Raw genomic sequence first — 20,542 nt, 5'->3', positions numbered from 1 at the left:
AACTATTTTCTTAACAATCGTACAATAAAATTAGGAAGCCAAGGCTGGTCTAACCTGCTGCCATATAATTTTTGAGGAATGCGTATTTGTGTACTACGAGCATACATTTGCAATAACGCAATAATAGCTGCTGCATTGCGGTGTGCATCAAAATATGTTTGTACATATGTATGGGCTGCTTGCTGAATAGCAACTGCTTTTTCAGGATGCTGTAATAAATACTGAATGGCTGCTACATAACCGTTAACTTCATTTTGTGGAATAGTAAAACCTCTTTCAGGCGCTTGCACTACTTCAGCAACACCTCCAGGTAAATCATTAACCAATACAATGGCACCAGCCTTCATGGCTTCTACCAATACTACGGGTAACCCCTCTGCTAATGATGGCAGCACCAAACCATGCACTTGTTGCATGTAACGATACAATGTAGCAGCAGGCAATTTTCCTAAAAACTGTACATTGGCATCGGTCAACCAAATACCCTGTGCCGCTGCAGCTGCTGCGCCTTCGCCAGCAATGAACCATTGTACAGCAATACCAACTTTTCGTAAAGCAGCATCTATCAATGGCAATATATCATAGCCTTTTTCTGGTGTACACCTACCTGCAAACAATAATTGCAAAGTGGTATTATGAAAGGGCTGAGGCGAAAAGGTAATGTCTGGTACCGGAAACCAAATACGATGTACTGCTTTTTGAGGCAACAATGTTTTCAATCGACTTTCAATAGGGGCAGCTACACACAAATAACCATTTACCTGCGCTTGATGCTTTACTGCTAAATCATAATAATAAGCATAATCACCATGTACCATCATTACTACGGGGTGTGGTAAACCCAACATAGCCACCATCGCCAACTCTAGCCAGTCATGTGCTACCAACAAGGCATCACTTGGTATTAACTGTGCTAACTGTTTACAGGTATAATAAAAGTTCCATTGGGGTTGGTAATAAAATACGGTTACAGATGCAACACCAGGTATTACAGGCACTTCAAATTGTGGATGCTGCTGTTGATTAATGGTATAGATGATGTGTTGGGACACCATTCCTTCGGGTTGGTACTGTATCAAATTACTGATAACAGCCAACACACCCCCACCACCGCCATTATGAAAATGATATACCTGCATCGTTTTATTTTACCAAATACCGCAGAACCTGCTTGGTAAATTGTAATCGGTTGTATTGAAAATATCGTGTAATCAATAAAAAATAATATCGCAATGCCTTGGCCTTATAACCCTTGTATTGTAACAACATGGAGAGCACAGCTACCAACGACATGTAGTCACTCTTCCGCTGTAGGGCATTTGGTACATTACCCACAACCAATGGCAAATAACCAGCATACCGCTTGTGCAACGCCAAACTATCAAGCAACCATGACTCGTTAAGCTTACCTTCCGAAAAATGTTCTAACAACACTTGCTGTAGTACTTTTATATGATAACCAGCTTGGTGAATTTGTAAACTAAAATCAATATCATAACAATGAAACCCTTTGAGTAACCCTTCATTAAATGGATGTTGCTGCCAAATTACTTTGGTGGTGGCCATTAATACACCATCAATAACGGCTACTGCACTATAATTTTCTTGTTGTGGGTTGTAATGCGCTGGTACAACCTTACCACTTTGTTTAAAATGTTGTATGGCGGTAACACGGTATAAACTCGTATCACAGGCCGACCATACAGCGGCATAGGCAGATTTGTACACCGTTCCTGAAATACCTACCAATCCTACTTTATTATCTTCAAAAGCTTGCATCAACATATGCCCCCAATCGGCAGTATGCAACACCACATCTTCATGTATAAAACATACATAAGCAAATTGTGCAGTGGCAGCTAACCTGTTGTATACACTACAAATACCTTCATCACTCCCTTTGTTATGCGCTACCAATATTTCATGCGGCACACCAATGGTTTGGGCTATATTAAGGCGTACGGCTTGCAACAAAGCATCATCAACAGAACAAATAATTACACTGATCATATTATACCGATGGCTTTTTTAATAAACCCCGTTTTAAATCCACCATACACACTTCCCTTTATTACCCAATACCAACCTTTTAGCCATTGCCGAAGTTGTAAACAATGCAACCCCTTTTGGCCCATATCTAACCCAATATAATAGTTATTTATTTTTTTGATGGGGGCTAATGCTTGTCCTTGTAAAAAAGGTACAAGTTGCATACGCATGGTATAATCATAACGTTCTTTATAAGCATTACTGGTAGCGGCATGCGCCTTTGCAATCACACTACTATCGTGATACCTAAATTTATTATAGGGTGTATTTACATAAGCAATGGCGCCAACCAAAGCAAAACGTATCCACAACAACCAATCGCCGTTGGTTGTAAATCCCTTTGGGACACCGCCAACTTGCTCAAAAGCTTTTTTGGAAAACAACACTGCACTAGCATTCGGAATAGTATTACGATGTATTAAAAATTGTTGCAAATAACGAGTACCATCCATTAAAAAAGAGGTATTAAAAACCGAACTATCTGGTAAACTTGCTGTATAATCTAACCAACTACCAGTAATAACACCTAGGCTATTCATGCGCTCACTTTGGCAATAAGCCAACACTGCAGTGGGCTGTGTTATTATACGATCAGCCAAAGCGGCTAACAAACCTGGTGCAGCCACATCATCAGATTCGGCCATCCAAATATAATCGCCTTTAGCTATTGCAATACCTTTTTGCCACTGTGCAAATGTGCTACCGCTGTTTACTGTATTGCGTACAAATTGTACTGTTGGGTGTGCTGCTATAAATGCTTCAATTATGGCTACACTATTATCAGTTGAGCAATCATCTAATATAATAACCTCATCAGGCTGCCGATCTTGTTGCAATACACTCTCTAGCCGCTCTTGTAAATAAGGCGCATGATTGTAGTTGGGTATAATGGCAGTGATAAACATAAATAGTTATGAAGTACTAAATACTACATAAAGTTGTTGTTATTTATTAAACAAACGTTGTAATTGCTTAAAAGGCCATAACAGTGCCGCACCTAATTGATAACTCATACTGCTATATATCTGTTGCTTCACATTTTCAAACTGTAATTTTTCTTGTTGCAGTTGATGGTAGCGCCGTAACATGGTAATAGGCTCGGGATAATACTGTTGGTACAATGCCGCATGGTGCATAACTAATTGCTGCTCTAAAAATGCCCTCTTAGCTGTATCTGCTGCAATATCACCAACCATTGAAACAGCATGTTTTCTGTAATAAAACAATACCTCAGGTATACGATACACCAAACCGCCATTGGTCAGCATACGCAACCACAAATCCCAATCTTCCCAACCATAACGCATATAAGTGGCATAGCCTCCTACTTTTTCAAAATCATATTTTCGGAACATAGCCGAACAAAAAATTACATTCTGCTGCAACATGGTTTGCATTGAAAAATCTGGCAACAACCATTCACCGGTTTCAGTACCAAAAAATGCTGCTTTACTATATACTAAAATGGTAGTAGGGTGCTTTTCAAATTGAGCAACCGCCTTTTCTATATAGGTGCTTGCAATGGTATCATCAGCATCTAAAGGCAATATATAGGTACCCTTGGCTTCGGCAATACCATTGTTACGTGCCTGCGCCAACCCCATATTACTTGTATGCAACACCCTCGTTTGTGGAAACTGTAACTCCGCTAATAAGGCAACCGTTGCAGCATCGGTGGAGCCATCGTTTACTACAATAGCCTCCCAATGCACATAGGTTTGCGCCGCTACCGATGCCAAAGCATCCATAACAAAAGCCCCTTGGTTGTAACAAGGTATAATTACCGAAACCAATGCTGTGGTTGTTTGCATTATTTAACCTGTATTAAAATTTAAAATTGTACTTAACAGCCTTTTAAATACCTGTGTATACTTTTAATAGCATACGGCAATGGTTCCAATGTAAAGGGAACTTGCCTTGTTGCCTTAAACGCTGCATGGCTATTTTAGTAGCAGCATAATCACCAGCCTTATAAAATTGATAGATATAATACGCTGCTATGGCTTGTTCCATTTCAGTTGTTTGAACGGCTGCATATGACCATGGTTCAGGTTGATAGCGTTCGTTCACTGCAAAGTATTGTACCAACGCAGGGGCTGCTTGTAAATCAGATAAAATAGACCGATACAAGCCAGCACTTTCTTTTCTGAAACGCTCTTCAAAAGATGCTGTTTTGGAGTTAGGATGCACCCTAAAATGAGCAATGGTATCATCAATCAACACGATGCGTTCTTGACCATAAGCACATAAAAAACGCAACCACAAAGCCAAATCCATTACATAGTGCAACTGTGTATTAACGCCTCCCAATGCCTTTACAACCGCTAATTGATAAAATGCCCCAGGCTGATTGATACGCTGCTCCACAATGGTGGTAGCCGTATCTGCAAATAACATACATCGGTGCAATTGCATGGTAGCATTGGTACCCTCTTCAAAAATGCGACAATAACCACTTACTTGCAATGCTTGCGGATGTTGCATAAATGCATGTGCAATAGCAAACAATGCCCCCGGCTCCAAATAATCATCACTATTAATCCAATTAAAAATAGTACCTGTGCAATGGGCCAGTCCTTTATTAATGGCATCACTCTGCCCTTTATCTGGCTCACTTACCCAATACGTAATATGGGCAGCATATTTTTCAATGATTTGTACCGTATCATCAGTACTGCCACCATCAATAATAATATACTCAAGGTTAGGATACCCTTGGTTTATAATTGATAAAATGGTTTGCTCTATATATGCCCCTTGGTTATAAGAGGGTGTAATGATTGATATAGTTGGGTAATGGGTCAGCATATAAATACAAATAAAATATTAAAAACAAGCCTATGCTCCAGCTTCATTGCCGGCAACCACTTGTTGCAACATGCTATAAAATCGTTTACCAAATTGTTGTATGTGTAAACTATAATCAATAGGCGGTACGCTTGAGCCTTGCTGCAAATAAGTAGCAATAATTTCAGCCAGCGCTTCAGCATCAGTAGCATTAAAATAAGTACCATTACTGCCCAACTGCTCTTGATGTACCGCTAAGTTAGAGGCTATAACCGCTGTACCCAATGCCTTGGCATCTTCTACCACCGTACTCCATCCCTCAAATAAGGAAGGTTGTATTACTGCTACTGCATGTTGCATTAAACACAGTTGTGCTCCCCTATCAATTAATCCCAATAAATGCACCTGCGATGCAATACCTGCTGCATCAATAAATGCAAGTAATTGATTGTAATAACCAGGGTTGCGATAATCATCGGGCTTACCAGTAAACACTACATGGCAAGTTACCCCAGCCTGTTGCAATGCCTGTATGGCCTGCAATACAACCATATGATTTTTATGTTGCCAAAACTGATTGCATACAATAAAATATTGAGCTGGTAAACCAAATTGTTGTAACAAAGTTTCAATTGCGTAACCATCTATTGGTGGGTGGGTTACTGCAAATGGTATTACGGTAACCGGACAATGCTTTTGAAAAGCTGTTTGTGCCCAATCAGCCGCCGCTGCTGCACTGCTCAACACTAACCTGCTGTTACCAGCACCTACTTTGGCTAAAAACTGATTGCGATGTGCCAACTCCCATGCTTCAAAAAACTGTGGATAATAACAATGCTGAAAATCAGGCATCCAATATATTTTATGCGGTACTTGGTCGAACACCGCATCATCAACCGCCGGAAAAATAGCAGATACTTCTTTACCACTCAACCGTTTGTCAATTACATCGTTACCTAACAGCATACGTAAACCCTTATTTACCGCTGCTTCCAACCAATTGCGTTTGTATTGATAAGGATTACGGTATTGCAAATAACGATACCCTGTTTGCTGCGCCACTTCGTAATCAGCTGTTCGATTGCTCAATATCACAAGGTTTGGCTGCTCCGCATCGGGCAATGTACCCAATGCATGTATCAGGTTTAAAATATAATAGGTACCACCTATCCAACCCTCATTAACGGTAAATAATAAACCTAACGAAATTCTTTTGCCCATGCGATGTATTGTTGAAAACCTTGTGGTATGCTTACTTGTGGTTGGTAGCCCCATTGTTGAATGGTATGGATAGAAGCCTGCCAATTAATAGGATCACCTGCTTGGGTAGTACCCATAAAATGATACGGTTGTTGTAAATAACCAAAAAACAACGCAGCCGCATCTTTAATATACCATGCAGTGCCATTGGCTACATTTACAGTACTGCCATCAAAAGCAGCCTTTTGTAAGGCCAATGCTATAACGGCTACCAAATCGGTGATATAAATAAAATCCCTGCTTTCTTCTCCACTACCAAATACTGCAACAGTATCATGCAAACGGGCTTTTTGAAACCAATCCCATAATAATTGCTTTTTTAAACCCGGACCATAAGCTGAAAATATACGCAATGCGATGGTGGGCACTTGGTAAAGTTGAGCAAACTCCTTACACAACAATTCACTTTGGTATTTATGCCAACCATAGGGCGATATGGGTTGTGCTGCTGCATTTTCTGCTATTGGCAACGTGGTAGGGTTGCCGTAAACGGCTGCACTGCTGAGCTGTATAAATTTACAAGTAGGTTTTTCAGTTCTGATGGCTTCTAAAACATCAAACACCAACTTTACATTCAAATAATAATCACGTTGGGGTTGTGTTACTGAGGCAGCTACACTTGCAGCGCCTCCACAATTGATACAAGCATCAAACTGATGTGCACCAAACAAACCCTTGAACTGCTCATTACTAGCATCTATTAATAAATAACGATCTGCCGTATAATCTACCACAACATCTGCACCCCATACTTCATACCCTTGGACATGTAAATACTGTTGCACATGTGAGCCTATAAAACCCTTTGAGCCGATTACTAAAATTTTCATATTGGTTCATTTAGCATTTTAATGACTTTAGCAGGATTACCAGTTACTAAAGCATAAGGAGGTACATCTTTTGTAACAACACTTCCTGCTGCTACAATAGCACCTTTTCCTACAGTAACACCTTTTAGAATAGTGGCATTAAAACTAATCCATGCATAATCTTCTATAACTATAGGTGCAGTTTGTATTGAACCTTTTTCTGTGGGATGTCCTTCAATTATTAATTTCTTATATGTAGCTGCTCTTTCAAGTGCATCAATTTCATGGCTATTGGTATCGATAATGTTGACATTGTGAGAAACCAAAACATTATTGCCAATAATGACTTTTTCTCCTGACCAAATTTTACTTCCCGTTCCTACAAAACAATCCTCTCCTATTGATATGCTTCCTCCATATTTAAAAACCAATAATTCACCTCTAACATTTGTACCCTTGTTGATTTTAATTTTAGATATATCTCCACTTCCATTGTAAACAACAGCTTCAGAATGAAATACACCTCCATTATTAGTTACTTGTTCGTTGCAGCGTAGTACTTTAGTAGCATTTATCTGCTGCTCAAGTATTTCATGCACTTTATAACGTTGCATCAACCACCATATAAAACGCTTAACCATAATATTTTTTTTAAAAAAGTCGTTTACTTTTTAATTAAACGCTTTATTTTATTTTTTATTTGCTGTACCAATTTCGTGATTAATGAAGATGACATTTGGGGAGATTGTAAATCTGGTAATGCAGCAAAAAATTGATCACGATACAAATTATCATAAGGTTGATAGACTTCTATACTTTTTGGATGAACCATAGGAAAAGAAATGGTATCAATAGGTAAAAAACCCAACACTGAATTAGTGTCAAATGTGTGTGAAGCTTCTTCACCAAAACCAATATTGCTGATTAAGTTTTTTTGGGGGATAATACCATAGCTTCCATTTATGATTCTTGAAAATATAAATTGATAATCCCACCAACTAACATTCCTTTCGTGATATGCTTTACTAACACCATTTACATAAACTTGACGCTCTCTATCATGCGTAAAAAAATTATTAAATTTTTCCTGCACAGTAACATCGCCCCAGGCAGTGGCATAATAATCATACAATAACCAACTACGTCGCCATGTAGCCCAACCCCATATACCCGATTGGTAACTAAAAAAATAATCAGCATCGGTTGCGCTAAACTGTGGCAATAAATTAGTACCTGCTATGGAATGTATGGTACTGTTGGTTGCATATCGCTCCAATAAAGTTTCACAAAACGGAAAAAAAGAGGCAGAAGGCAAACAATCATCTTCTAAAATAATACCCTGCTCCACCTGCTCAAAAAACCAACTAATAGCGCCAGCCGGACCTTTACCACAACCCACATTTTCAGTTCTAAATAAAGTGTGTAACTCTACCTCCCAATCAATAGCAGCCAACAACCACTCACGTACTTCGGTACATTTTGCAGCATCTTCAGCATGGGTTGGTCTTGGCCCATCGGCTGCAATGTATAAATATTTTGGACGTACCGCTCTTATACGTTCAAATACCTGTTGCGTAGTATGCAACCGGTTAAATACAATAAATAAAATGGGCGTATTAAACATGTGGTATCAATAATTGCATGGCAGCTTGCCATTGCATTGGAGTAAATAATTGTTGGTAACGTTGTTGCCCTGCCATACCCATTTGCATACACAATGCAGGTTGCTGTAACAATTGCAGCAAGGCGGCTACGGCAGCAGCAGTATCTTGTACAGGTACTACATAGCCTGTTTTTTGATGCAGCACTGATTCAGGTAAGCCACCATGGTTAGCTACTACACATGGCAAAGCATGACACATGGCACCAACTACTGCAATACCATGACTTTCCAATAAACTTGGTTGAAAATACACCGTTGCTTGTTGGTACCAATGTACCACATCATCTACATTACCAATAAAACGAATGCCTTTGTTGCCGGCTACGGCTTGGGTACTGCTGTTCATTAAGCTACCATCGCCAGCCCAAACAAACTGTACATCGGGTAATTGTGCCATCACTTGTTGTGCAACGGCTATAAAAAACTGTGGATTTTTATAAGGCTCCAAAGAGCCGATAGTCAACACCATTAAAGGCTTGGCTTTACCTACAGCAGGCGATAATGGTATAGGTGTATAACTATTATACACTGCATGTATACCATTATGCGGTTGCCCTTTGCACCAATGTTGCCACAACTGTTGTTGCGCTGCATGTGATACGGTAATAATTTGTTGTTGCTTACGCAACCCATATTGCACTACCCTATATTTAATACCATCAAGCGGCTGTTGGGTAGCCGTATGCAATACATAGGTAATAGGGAGTGGTAGTAAAAAACTGTACAAATATTGCTCAGGGTAGCCAACACTAAACAATAGGCTACCAAAGCGATGCGTACTAATTAAATCGCACCAATAATGCAGCTCTTTTATTTGGTAACGCAACAAATGCCGGCGATGTAAACCCTTGGGTATAGTATGCCATTGCACACACCAAAAATCAAAAGGAGCATGTAACAAAGGTACACCTTGTTGGGTAAGCCAAGCAGCCATAGTAGCATCGATACCATTGCCACTTACCAATAAAGTAATATGATACCCCTGCTGCTGTAAAAATGGTATCAGCGAAAATAAGTAAGTACGGGTACCACCTTTTTCGCCAAACTCCGCCACCAATAATAATTGATGAGGGCTTCCCTTTTGCTGTCGCAACCCACGTATACGCCACCATAATTTTAGCAAGGCTGCAACCAACATCTACTATTTTTTTTGATAGATAAAAGTTAAAGAACCGTCTTGTTGTTGCACATAATAATCAGCCAATGCTGTACGATGTAGCCCTACAAAATACTGCACAAACTGCACCACATCAACCATATTGATTGTTGGGGCAGAAGTTATGGTGTTACGTTGCCACCACTTACGTTGTGGCATGGCAGTAGCAGAACCTGATATGTTAAAAACTACTTTTTGTACTACCCCATTGGGTGCCGCAAAAAAATCAGCAATAAATGTATTGAACGTTAAAAATATATTAGTAGGCGGCGTATAAGTAACAGCTGCTGTGGCTGTTTGTAATTCAGGTAAACAAATCCTTGCGCTAGTAGGTACCTTTACACCCCAAGGCCCTGTACGGGTAGCAGCTGTATGATTATATAAATGTTGCACCATTGTTAAGTACCATAAACTCGGCTTTTGAGGCGACTCAACCGGATGCCATTGGTGAAATACTAAATAATCAGCAGCGCCCATCGTATTTCTATAAAACCCATGTTGGGTTAAACGTTGGTACAAATCATCATCCTCAGCACCCCATACCATATAATATTCATCAAACCCTTGTATAGTTTGCAACGCAGCAGTGGCTACAGCACAAAGTCCTACATAATTTTGCTCGTAATGAACACCAGTGGTAACCCAATCACCAGCGGTTACATCATAATGCTCAGGCAAATAAAAACAACTGAACGTATAAAATTGTTGGGTATAGTTTAACTGACTTATAGCGGCTAAATATGCAGGACCAACCAATAAATCAATATCGTACAACAATACAACATCGCCATCGGCTTGCTGAATACCGGTATTCAATGCATGTGCCCGGTTCCAAAACCAACCACGGGTATCACTGTATATATAATTAGCAAAAGGGTAATTTGCAAGCAATGTTTGTACAGCGGTGGCTTGGGGAGCATCGCTACCATAATCAACCAACAACACTTTAAAATGCGTATAGGTTTGTGCTGCCAAAGCATCAAATGCCCGTTGTACCCGATCAATGGCCCTATTGCGATATCCAATTACTATAGTGAATTGTACCATTTGGTTATTTAAAAAATTTGGAAGCAAGGGCTTTGCTGAAACTTTTAAAATGTTGGCGAACGCCTTTTTTACCCTGTTGCCACAAAGCCAGCTCATGCTGTGCTTCATGATGTTGCTGTGCTAATTGAGCAATATACTGTAGCTTTTGGTTGAAATGCGCAGGGTGAATAATAGCATCGTAAGCTACTGGTACCGCCGGCACAGACCATACTTTTTTTGAAAACACCAACATATTTTGTTGGTACCACCACTCTACTTGAGGGTGGTGCCATATGGAGGAACGCAACAAATCATACGCAGCAAATCCTTCTGCAGCAAATAACGACATCCAATATGCTGGCCATTGTTCGTTTAAATGATGTTGTCCCCACTGACCGGGTACTGCCGCACCAAACACAACGGTATCGGCATGTGCACAGATGCTCTTTACAAAATCTGCCGCTGCTGCTGGCGGTAAATGCTCAGCTACTTCTAAGCAAATAGCCAGATCAAATTGCTTACCAATTGCAAAGGGTTGGGTTAAATCAGCCGCAATAAAAGTATCAGTCGTAATATTTTCAAACAACTGTGTACGGTTTACATAATCACCATCAATACCGGTGATATGATCAACGCCATGGTGTTTAAACACTTTAAGCCAAGTACCAATACCACAGCCCACATCTAAAACAGATTGTGGTTGAAAAAGTTGCATCATAATTGGAACAACTACTTCAGCCGCTTGCGTATTATGTACCGATGTTTCGTGGATATACATATATTATTTTTCAGAAAATGTAATCGTGTCAAAATAAAATTGATTCAACTGATCATCGAGTAAATAGCCCGATAATAATGGATCAGATGAATTTAAATCAAAATAAAAAGCATTGTAAATAATGTCGTAATCATACTCCTGTGTACCCAAATACAAATCGCAATGATAACGACCTTGTCCGTAAACAGGCAACTGCTGAAAGTTTATTTGAAAAGTACCCTTACTCACTGGTTGTGTAAATAATTTTTTAGCATAATGCTTGTTATTAACCGCCATGATGGGTTTGTTGAACTTATCTTTAATTACCAAACCAATCACCAAATCAGATACGGCATTAGGTACTGCAAAATCAATTTCAACTGAACAAGACGCTCCCGAATAAAAATGGATAGATGAAACCCCATTTACATACAAACGAGCAGCAAGTAAACCATAGTCACGATCATATACTTTGCTCTCGTTATGGTTCAAATCAAACACACCAGTACTAGCTTCAAAATTTGAAATGGCACCATCGCTTTTTAATAAATAACTATTGATAATACTAGCAGTAGTACCATCTTCAACGATGCTGCCCTGCGCCATTAATATAGATCGTTTACATAAATTTTGTATGGCTTCCATATTATGGCTCACAAACAACACCGTTCTACCCGATTGATGGCTCACTTCCTTCATTTTGCCCAAGGCTTTTTTCTGGAAATCAGCATCGCCTACGGCCAATACTTCATCTACAATCAAAATTTCGGGTTCTAAATGTGCAGCCACCCCAAAAGCCAAACGAACGTACATACCGCTACTGTAGCGCTTTACAGGTGTATCAATGTAACGTTCAACCCCAGCAAAATCTACAATTTCGTCGAACTTGCTACGAATTTCATTTTTTGACATGCCCAATATGGCGCCATTTAAAAAAATATTATCACGGCCGCTCAACTCAGGGTGAAAGCCGGTACCCACTTCTAGTAAGCTTGCAATACGACCTTTTATTTTGATAGTACCGGTAGTAGGTGTGGTGGTTTTACTCAATATTTTTAACAAGGTACTTTTACCAGCGCCATTACGACCAATAATACCCAACACTTCGCCTTGCTGCACATTAAAGTTAATATCTTTCAACGCCCATACATAATCGCTGCTACCTTTAGCTGTACGATCGTTGGTTTCACCAATTTTTAAATACGGATCTTCCTTACCCCGAATTTTGTGCCACCAGCGGTTTACATCATGCGCCAACGCACCCGTACCCACCTCACCCAAGCGGTACATTTTTGAAATATTATCTACCTGTATAACAGTACTCATGTATTATTTTGTAAGTGTAAATTCTTAATAACTAAAAGGTAAAAGTAAAAACGAACTATTCATATAACATTCATTATACATCATTCCTCATTCCTCATTACCCCAAACCGTAATTCTGCATTCATCATTCATTATTCCTCATTCATCATTCCCCATTCATAATTCATCATTCATAATTCCTCATTCCTCATCCTACATTCCCCATTAACCAACGCATATCTTTCCCCACTCTCCTCACAAACCGCCACTCCATGTTCATTAAAATGCAATCGATGTCCGTAAGCACTCACCCAACCAATTTGTTGTGCCGGATTACCTACAACCAAAGCATAAGGCAATACAGGTTTTGTAATAACAGCGCCGGCACCTATCATAGCATAGCGACCAATTTCATTACCACAAACAATAGTAGCGTTGGCCCCAATGCTAGCTCCTTTGCGTACGAGGGTAGTTTTATATTCGTGTTTGCGTACAATAGCACTACGTGGATTAATCACATTGGTAAACACTACAGACGGACCAACAAACACTTCATCTTCACAAATAACACCAGTATATAAGGAAACATTGTTTTGAATTTTAACCCCATTACCAATCACCACCTGCGGCAATACCACAACGTTTTGTCCTAACGAGCAATTACTACCAATTACACTTCCTCCCATAACGTGACTAAAATGCCAAATTATAGTACTATCGCCTATTACAGCCCCATCATCAATAACTGCCGTTTCGTGTGCTTTATAACCCATTTTTTATTTTAATTAATGATGAATGATGAATGCATAATTAAGAATTTTTTATATTGCTTTAATTATGAATGATGAATGCATAATTATGAATTTTTTATACTTGTAGTTGTAACCTTTTTTCAGTTAATAAAAAATTGCATTCATCATTCATCATTCATCATTCATCATTCATCATTCATCATTCATCATTCATCATTCATCATTCATCATTCATAATCCCTTCTTCGCACTCAAAATAATACTCTTCAATAATTTATGCAATTGACTAGCTTCATTAAATAAGGTATTAAACTTTTCTGTAGAAATATAATTTGTAGCAACTAACAGTTCTAACCAGTAGATCGACTCGTCACATTCTTTTTGTGAGATGGCAAGTTTATGAATAAAATCTTTTTTACTTTCAGCATTTTGAGATTCACGAATATTAGCACCAACAGATGTACCACTTCGCAACACTTGTTTTGCTAATACGTATTCTTTATGTTCTTCAATCAAATATTTATACAAGTGGATGATGTTAATGGAAAATGAAAAACTTTTTTCAAGAACCATATTCTTTTTCATGGCGGTACATTATTTTGATTAAAAATGAATTCTAATATATTATTTAAAACGCATCCTTCAAAATCCACCAAAGAATATCAATCACCATTCATCATTCACCATTTATAATTAATAATTCTACATTCATAATTAATAATTCTGCATTCATCATTCATCATTCACCATTCATCTTTCACCATTCATAATTCATCATTCATCATTCACCATTCATCTTTCACCATTCATAATTCATCATTCTGCATTCATCATTCCTCATTCCCAATCCTACACCGTATCCATAAATCCTCTCTCCACTTTATTAAAAATCATGGTTCCAATAAACAATGTAACAATTATAAAAATACCGCTATACATTAAATGCAAACCATCAAAACTACCTTTACCAAACAACGCATACCGAAAAGCTTCTACAATAGGTGTTAATGGATTTGCTGCTATAACCCATTGATAGCTTTTGTTTTGAAGGTATGATAATGGGTACACCACCGGCGTAGCATACATCAACAACTGAACAGCAAAGCCAATCAACACGGTAAAGTCCCTGTACTTGGTAGTGAGTGATGATATAATGATACCCAAACCTAGTCCCATACCAGCCATCATCAATACCAACACAGGTAACAATAGCCAAGTGAAACTGATATAAAAATGACCTGTTTTAAATCCAAACCAAACCATTACGGCCAACAATAAAATAAACTGAATACCAAATTTTACCACATTACTCATCACATTACTGAGTGGAATAACCATACGAGGAAAATACACTTTACCAAAAATATGAGCATTGGCTACAAACGTACTGGAGGTACCTGTTAAGCAACTCGAAAAATAATTCCAAATAGCAATACCACTCATATAAAACGGGATCACTTCAATACCATCAGTAGGTATATTGGCGATACTATGAAACACCAATAAAAAAACAACCGTGGTAAAAATAGGTTGTATAAAATGCCAAAGTGGCCCTAAAACGGTTTGTTTATATTGAGCAGTAAAATCTCTTTTTACAAACAAGAGTAATAAATCTCGGTAACGCCAAACCTCCTTCAACCGCAAATCAAACAAGGAGGCGGAAGGTACAATCACTTCATCCCATTGCGTAACAACGGGGATATCTTTTTCAATAGTATGCATGTAAAATAAATATAATTATGCTTGTAAGCAAAGTAACCATTAGCTATACCAATGGTGTGCTACAAAACGAATGACGGTTTTGTAATAAGCAATTGAAACGATTTAAATAGAAAATTATTAGGAGCGCTTTGCTTTGAACAATACAAAAAATTCATTCAATAATAAGGCGCTTAAGGCACCTATTACAAAAATGGATAAAAATTGAATAGGTCTAATGGAATCATTGTTTGCAAGTCTACTAAAGTTGAGTACAGCTAATAATAGTAATACAGCTAAAATGGTGGTCCTTCTGTTTTTCATGTATTTAATTTATGATGGGTAATACCTTGTTTACTTTTTTTAAAAGCCATAAAAAACTGAAATACACTCAACAGTAAGTAAGTAATTGGTAAGGCTTTTTTACCCACACTAAAATATTCATACGCAACAACCAACGATAAAATACCCTCAATAACAAAAAAAACACCATCAACCCAAGGTAGTTTTTGCTCAATAATGGTATGAAAAAATAGCAATGCATAAAAAAACAATACCTGCTATTAAAAATAGTTGATAGGAATGGTGACCAGCTTCATACTTTTCATATGCATGTATCAATATCACTACGCCGGCACCAATATGTGCAAAACGTTTTCTTTTCTCTTTATTTTTAAACAGTGCTCCAAGCATTACAAATAAATTAAACTATTTACTAATTTAATTAATTTTTATTGGATTGCAAGATTTGGTACCAATTTCTTTTATACGTTTCGTAACTAAATGCTTTCATAAGCAAAGCATGGTTAGGTTGGTAAGCAGCTTTATGATGCAGTACATTTTGTACGGCAGTGGCTATCAAATGGGGTGCATGAGGCGTTACAAGTTGCCCTAAACTACCATTGGCCAACGCATCTACAGAGCCATCAACATTAGCTGCAATAACAGGCAAGCCAAAAAACATAGCTTCAATAAATACAATACCAAAGCCCTCTTTTACACTCGGCATTGTATATACATCGGCCATTTTAAAATGAGCTGCCAAGGCGTCATCGGGTATGTACCCCGTTAATATAACATGTTGGCTAAGGCCCCTATCATTAATGTATTGATCTAAAAATTGCTTTTCATCCTTAGTATATTTTCCAGCTATAACATATTTGATCGACTGGTTGTGATGCGTTAAAGTAACCATGGCATCAATAACCGTAACATAGCCCTTATAACGATCTACTTTACTCAACCGAGTTAATGTAAATACTACCGCATCATTTGCAGCAATACCGTACCGTTGTCGTAATCCATCTGTATCAATAGCTTGGTCGGATGTTACTAAAAAAGGATCCAAACAATTATGCAATACATTGCATTTTTGGGCATTGATACCATGTTGTTGAATAATGGTTTGTTGGGTAAAATGACTCACAGAAAAAATACCATCTATTCCCTGTAACATTTTACGTTTATGCTTAGGCAAAGGATACCACAACTCAATACCATGCGCTATTAAACAAACTTTTGTGTGCGGCGATAATTTTTTAATAAGCCAACCAACTGAAAGCAAATTAAAATGACTCAACACCACTATGTTGCTGTTGCAACCTGCTTTAATAGCAGCCAATACAAATGCTATTTTATTAGCTTGAAACCCTTTGAAATGCGTTGTTGGAAAATAATGATTGTCAATGGCATCGCTATCAGCATCATGCATACTAAATATGCGAACCGAACACAATTGCTCAATGCCATATTCGTAAAAAGCCTTGCCAGCTACCCTGCATACTTTTTCAATACCACCTGTGGCAGAAAATACTTTAAGGGTTAAAAACAACAATTCGTTTCGCATAGTTACCTAATCATTTTCATTAATAATAAATACCATCTTTTAAAATTGACGGTATATTTTAACTGAAATGTTTTTTGATATGTAACAACGACAACACTTTGCTCCAATGTAATGAACCAGACTTGAATGCATTATACGCATTTTTAGTAGCATTATTGTGGTGATGTGCTAATTCTTTTATAAACGGACTGTTTTGTAACCATTGCTGAAAAGGGAAACTAAAACCCATTTTAGGCCTATCCCAAATGGCAGTTGGTAGTATATCATTAAAACTATTAATTAATATTTGCTTAGGTTTTGTACCAGCATATTTTACAGAAGCTTCAATTTGTAAAGCAGTATTTACCACTGCATCATCTAAAAATGGCACCCTAATTTCAATACTATTGGCCATGCTCATCACATCCGCATCTCTCAACAATTGGTTTTTCATGTAAATAGTCAACTCTAGCCAACTTGCCACATTTTTTGAATCCATGTTTTCTAACTGAGGCATTACACTATATTGTTCCAACACTTTCCATACATCTGCCTCATAGGCACCTAAATGCGCTGCTATTTCGTCTGGCGCAAAATGCCCCCTCAAAAACAAATACAACCCTCGTATGTCTTTGATTTTTAGGTAACCTATACGATTGTATTTTTGGCCTGCAAACTTCCCTACATTTTTTAATACGCCAGCGGGTAAACTTTGCAAATGCATGGCTTTTTGTATACGATGAAACGATGGATAACCACCAAACAATTCATCGGCCCCAATACCAGATAACACGGCTTTTAAACCCTGCTCTTTTGCAAACTTGCTAATGAACCAAGTATTGATACCATCGCAGCTCGGCATATCCATTGCATGTAGTACCGTTTCAAAATAAGCATGAAAATCAGCTTCCTTTAATAATATAGGATGATGTTCGCTCTTAATAGTATCAGCAATCAGTTGCTGAAACGGTTGTTCGGAGTACTGAGCATCATCAAAATAAATAGATAAGGTATGTAAGGGTTGCGTACGGTTGTTAGCAGCTAATAAAGCTAAAATAGACGAATCAATACCACCGCTTAAAAATACCCCTAATGGTGCATCAGCAATTTGTTGCCGTGCAACAGCGTTTGTTACACTATTTTTTATTTCTTGTTCAGCAATAGCGCTTTGGGTAAGTCCATTACCAAATGGCAGAAAATAATAATTTTGAATAGAATGTGTACCACTTGCAATGGCCATTTTTAAATAACAACCTTTGGGCAACATTTTTACAGCGGCTTTGGTAGTAAAAGGTTCAGGTATAAAACCATAAGCCATCTGATAAATAGGGGCATTGGTAAATGGTGCTTGTAAAAATGATAAAGATGCAAAAGCCCTTACCTCCGATGCAAAATACAAGGCTTCATTTTCAAGAGCGTAGTAGAGCGGTTTAATACCCATTTTATCTCTTACCAAAAATAATTCTTGGGTTACGGCATCCCACAAGGCAAAAGCGAACATGCCATTAAACTTAGCAAATGCGGCAGTATGCCATTGTGCAAATGCAGCTAAAATAACTTCAGTATCAGTATGGTTGCTAAAGGTATGCCCTAGCCCAATCAATTCATTTTTTAATGTGGTAAAATTGTACAACTCACCATTGTAAGTGATGGTGTACCGTTGTTGATAGTGCATGGGTTGGTGACCAGCACTGGTTAAATCAAGCAAAGCCAAACGCCTATTACCCAATACCAATGCAGCATTGGTGGCATTATATATACCACCATCATCAGGCCCACCATGTTGCAATACATCGCACATTTGTTGTACGCTGGCTTGCAATTGCTCGTTAGTCCAACTGTTATTATAAATACCGGCTATTCTACACATGCCTAATTAGTGTACGGTATTTTTATGTTGTTTGTTAATGTAATAATCGTAGTTATTTTTAAAATCTTTGTAAGTAGCTTTTAACCCACTCAACAAATCAATGGCGTAACTCCAGCCTAATTGTTGCAATTTTTGTACATCTAACAATTTCTGCATAGTACCATCGGGCTTACTGGTATCAAATAGTAAGTCACCTTCGTAAGCAGTGATTGATTTAATGGCCAAGGCCATATCTTTAATGGAATGATCTTCACCACAACCAACATTCACAATATTTTGAGCATCATCATAATGCTGCATTAAAAAATAGCAAGCACTAGCCATATCATCTACATGCAAAAACTCCCTACGTGGCGTACCCGTTCCCCAAATAGTAACATTTGGCGCTTTGTTGACCGTTGCCTCATGAAATTTGCGTATTAAAGCAGGTAAAACATGCGCATTGGCTAAATCATAATTATCACCCGGGCCATACAAATTAGTTGGCATCACACTAATAAACTTACAGCCATATTGCAAGTTGTATGCTTTACACATTTCAATACCTGCCAACTTAGCCATGGCATAGGGTGAATTGGTAGGCTCCAAAGGCCCCGTCATTAAATAAGCTTCTTTAATGGGTTGAGGTGATAATTTTGGGTAGATGCAACTACTTCCTAAAAACAATAATTTTGTGACACCGCTTTTATATGATTCATGTATCACATTATTTTGCACCGCCAAATTATCATAAATAAAATCGCCACCATACGTTTTGTTGGCTAAAATGCCGCCCACTTTTGCAGCTGCTAAAAATACATACTGCGGTTGTACTTGGGCAAAAAATGCCCTTACGGCTTGCTGATCTCTCAAATCAAGTTCCGATGAACTTGCGGTAATAATGTTTTGGTAACCTTCTTTTTGTAACAATCGTACCAATGCACTTCCTACCAATCCATTGTGCCCTGCAACATATATCCTATCGTTGTATTTCATATTGATTTATTGATCACCCTTTGGTGGTGCTTTTCGTATTGGTGTTAAATTTTTTATATCAAATGTGGCAATTAAACTAACGCCCATGCTATCAATTTTTACTTTGGCTTTGTTGCCAAATGTTTCGATCACCAAACCTTTTAAATCCATAAACAAGCCTTGGTTCACCAACACTTCATCGGCCAATGCTGCATGGGTAGTTACCACAGTTACTTCTTTAAACTGGTGTAAAAAACGTTTTATAGTGTCTATTTCTTGCTCTTTTATTTGAGCTAATTTTTTATCCCAATACACAAAATTGATGATGCCATCAATCTTTTTCAAATCCCACTTATTTACTTGCACAGGCCTTACAAATACATAGCCTTTAAACAAGGGTTCCATCACTATTTTTTTGCGATCACTCCACTGCTTGGTTACCTTGTTAAGCGGACAATAATGTTCAATACCTTCATGCAATAAAGTGGCTGCAACTTTTTTTTCCCATCTTGGTCGAGTGTACACCACATACCAGTTACCAGATGCCTCCATGGTTGTTTATTTTTAGGGTTCATTCAAATTAAAATAATGGGCACTTTTAAAAGTGAAACCATTGGTATAATGAAATGTT

At 38.1% G+C, this 20,542-nt stretch carries 22 protein-coding genes; all 22 read right to left on the bottom strand.

Annotated features, from left to right (window positions below; genetic code table 11):
* Nucleotides 1-2: 2 nt before the first annotated feature.
* Nucleotides 3-1,139, bottom strand: coding sequence for a glycosyltransferase family 4 protein (locus ACFOWM_RS00150; RefSeq protein ID WP_379705307.1), 1,137 nt, complete (start codon nt 1,137-1,139; stop codon nt 3-5).
* A gap of 4 nt (nt 1,140-1,143) precedes the next feature.
* Nucleotides 1,144-2,010, bottom strand: coding sequence for a glycosyltransferase (locus tag ACFOWM_RS00145; protein WP_379705303.1), 867 nt, complete (start codon nt 2,008-2,010; stop codon nt 1,144-1,146).
* A complete protein-coding gene (locus ACFOWM_RS00140; protein ID WP_379705301.1) occupies nt 2,007-2,954 on the bottom strand; it encodes a glycosyltransferase family 2 protein in 948 nt (315 codons plus the stop codon). Before ACFOWM_RS00140 ends, ACFOWM_RS00145 begins: the two co-directional genes overlap by 4 nt.
* Before the next feature lie 39 nt (nt 2,955-2,993).
* A complete protein-coding gene (locus ACFOWM_RS00135) occupies nt 2,994-3,860 on the bottom strand; it encodes a glycosyltransferase family 2 protein (protein WP_379705298.1) in 867 nt (288 codons plus the stop codon).
* 43 nt (nt 3,861-3,903) lie between these two features.
* Nucleotides 3,904-4,857 (bottom strand): glycosyltransferase family 2 protein, encoded by a 954-nt coding sequence (locus tag ACFOWM_RS00130; RefSeq protein ID WP_379705295.1) that lies wholly within the window; start codon nt 4,855-4,857, stop codon nt 3,904-3,906.
* A 30-nt stretch (nt 4,858-4,887) separates the two neighbouring features.
* Nucleotides 4,888-6,057 carry a glycosyltransferase gene (locus ACFOWM_RS00125; protein WP_379705292.1) on the bottom strand — a complete coding sequence of 390 codons (1,170 nt, stop codon included), beginning with the start codon at nt 6,055-6,057 and terminating at the stop codon, nt 4,888-4,890.
* A complete protein-coding gene (locus tag ACFOWM_RS00120; protein ID WP_379705289.1) occupies nt 6,036-6,926 on the bottom strand; it encodes an NAD-dependent epimerase/dehydratase family protein in 891 nt (296 codons plus the stop codon). Before ACFOWM_RS00120 ends, ACFOWM_RS00125 begins: the two co-directional genes overlap by 22 nt.
* Nucleotides 6,923-7,519 carry an acyltransferase gene (locus ACFOWM_RS00115; RefSeq protein ID WP_379708251.1) on the bottom strand — a complete coding sequence of 199 codons (597 nt, stop codon included), beginning with the start codon at nt 7,517-7,519 and terminating at the stop codon, nt 6,923-6,925. Before ACFOWM_RS00115 ends, ACFOWM_RS00120 begins: the two co-directional genes overlap by 4 nt.
* A gap of 50 nt (nt 7,520-7,569) precedes the next feature.
* On the bottom strand, nt 7,570-8,529 hold the full coding sequence (locus ACFOWM_RS00110) for a hypothetical protein (RefSeq protein ID WP_379705286.1): 960 nt from the start codon (nt 8,527-8,529) through the stop codon (nt 7,570-7,572).
* Nucleotides 8,522-9,706, bottom strand: coding sequence for a glycosyltransferase family 4 protein (locus tag ACFOWM_RS00105; protein ID WP_379705283.1), 1,185 nt, complete (start codon nt 9,704-9,706; stop codon nt 8,522-8,524). Before ACFOWM_RS00105 ends, ACFOWM_RS00110 begins: the two co-directional genes overlap by 8 nt.
* Nucleotides 9,707-9,709: 3 nt before the next feature.
* Complete coding sequence (locus ACFOWM_RS00100; RefSeq protein ID WP_379705280.1) at nt 9,710-10,771, bottom strand: glycosyltransferase family 2 protein; 1,062 nt, start codon at nt 10,769-10,771, stop codon at nt 9,710-9,712.
* A 4-nt stretch (nt 10,772-10,775) separates the two neighbouring features.
* Nucleotides 10,776-11,528: a class I SAM-dependent methyltransferase gene (locus ACFOWM_RS00095; RefSeq protein ID WP_379705277.1), complete on the bottom strand. Its 753-nt coding sequence runs from the start codon at nt 11,526-11,528 to the stop codon at nt 10,776-10,778.
* 3 nt (nt 11,529-11,531) lie between these two features.
* Nucleotides 11,532-12,833: an ABC transporter ATP-binding protein gene (locus tag ACFOWM_RS00090; RefSeq protein ID WP_379705274.1), complete on the bottom strand. Its 1,302-nt coding sequence runs from the start codon at nt 12,831-12,833 to the stop codon at nt 11,532-11,534.
* Nucleotides 12,834-13,003: 170 nt separating this feature from the next.
* Nucleotides 13,004-13,585, bottom strand: coding sequence for an acyltransferase (locus ACFOWM_RS00085; RefSeq protein ID WP_379705271.1), 582 nt, complete (start codon nt 13,583-13,585; stop codon nt 13,004-13,006).
* A gap of 210 nt (nt 13,586-13,795) precedes the next feature.
* Nucleotides 13,796-14,149, bottom strand: coding sequence for a four helix bundle protein (locus ACFOWM_RS00080; RefSeq protein WP_379705268.1), 354 nt, complete (start codon nt 14,147-14,149; stop codon nt 13,796-13,798).
* A 264-nt stretch (nt 14,150-14,413) separates the two neighbouring features.
* On the bottom strand, nt 14,414-15,286 hold the full coding sequence (locus tag ACFOWM_RS00075) for an ABC transporter permease (RefSeq protein ID WP_379705265.1): 873 nt from the start codon (nt 15,284-15,286) through the stop codon (nt 14,414-14,416).
* Nucleotides 15,287-15,403: 117 nt separating this feature from the next.
* Nucleotides 15,404-15,586, bottom strand: coding sequence for a hypothetical protein (locus tag ACFOWM_RS00070; protein ID WP_379705262.1), 183 nt, complete (start codon nt 15,584-15,586; stop codon nt 15,404-15,406).
* The gene (locus tag ACFOWM_RS00065) at nt 15,583-15,816 is read right to left on the bottom strand and encodes a hypothetical protein (RefSeq protein WP_379705259.1); all 234 of its coding nucleotides are present in this window, start codon (nt 15,814-15,816) and stop codon (nt 15,583-15,585) included. The genes ACFOWM_RS00070 and ACFOWM_RS00065 overlap by 4 nt, the downstream gene beginning before the upstream one ends.
* Before the next feature lie 170 nt (nt 15,817-15,986).
* Nucleotides 15,987-17,108 carry a glycosyltransferase family 4 protein gene (locus ACFOWM_RS00060; RefSeq protein WP_379705256.1) on the bottom strand — a complete coding sequence of 374 codons (1,122 nt, stop codon included), beginning with the start codon at nt 17,106-17,108 and terminating at the stop codon, nt 15,987-15,989.
* Between the two features lie 58 nt (nt 17,109-17,166).
* Nucleotides 17,167-18,957, bottom strand: coding sequence for an asparagine synthase (glutamine-hydrolyzing) (gene asnB / locus ACFOWM_RS00055; RefSeq protein ID WP_379705253.1), 1,791 nt, complete (start codon nt 18,955-18,957; stop codon nt 17,167-17,169).
* 6 nt (nt 18,958-18,963) lie between these two features.
* Entirely contained in the window at nt 18,964-19,932 is a 969-nt protein-coding gene (locus ACFOWM_RS00050; protein WP_379705250.1) for a GDP-L-fucose synthase family protein, read from the bottom strand.
* A 6-nt stretch (nt 19,933-19,938) separates the two neighbouring features.
* Nucleotides 19,939-20,463, bottom strand: a complete 525-nt coding sequence (nusG, locus tag ACFOWM_RS00045; protein ID WP_379705247.1) for a transcription termination/antitermination protein NusG — start codon at nt 20,461-20,463, stop codon at nt 19,939-19,941.
* Between the last annotated feature and the right edge of the window lie 79 nt (nt 20,464-20,542).

Source organism: Ferruginibacter yonginensis, assembly GCF_042651465.1.
Lineage (GTDB): Bacteria > Bacteroidota > Bacteroidia > Chitinophagales > Chitinophagaceae > Ferruginibacter > Ferruginibacter yonginensis.
This window is presented reverse-complemented; position numbering and strand designations above follow the sequence as displayed.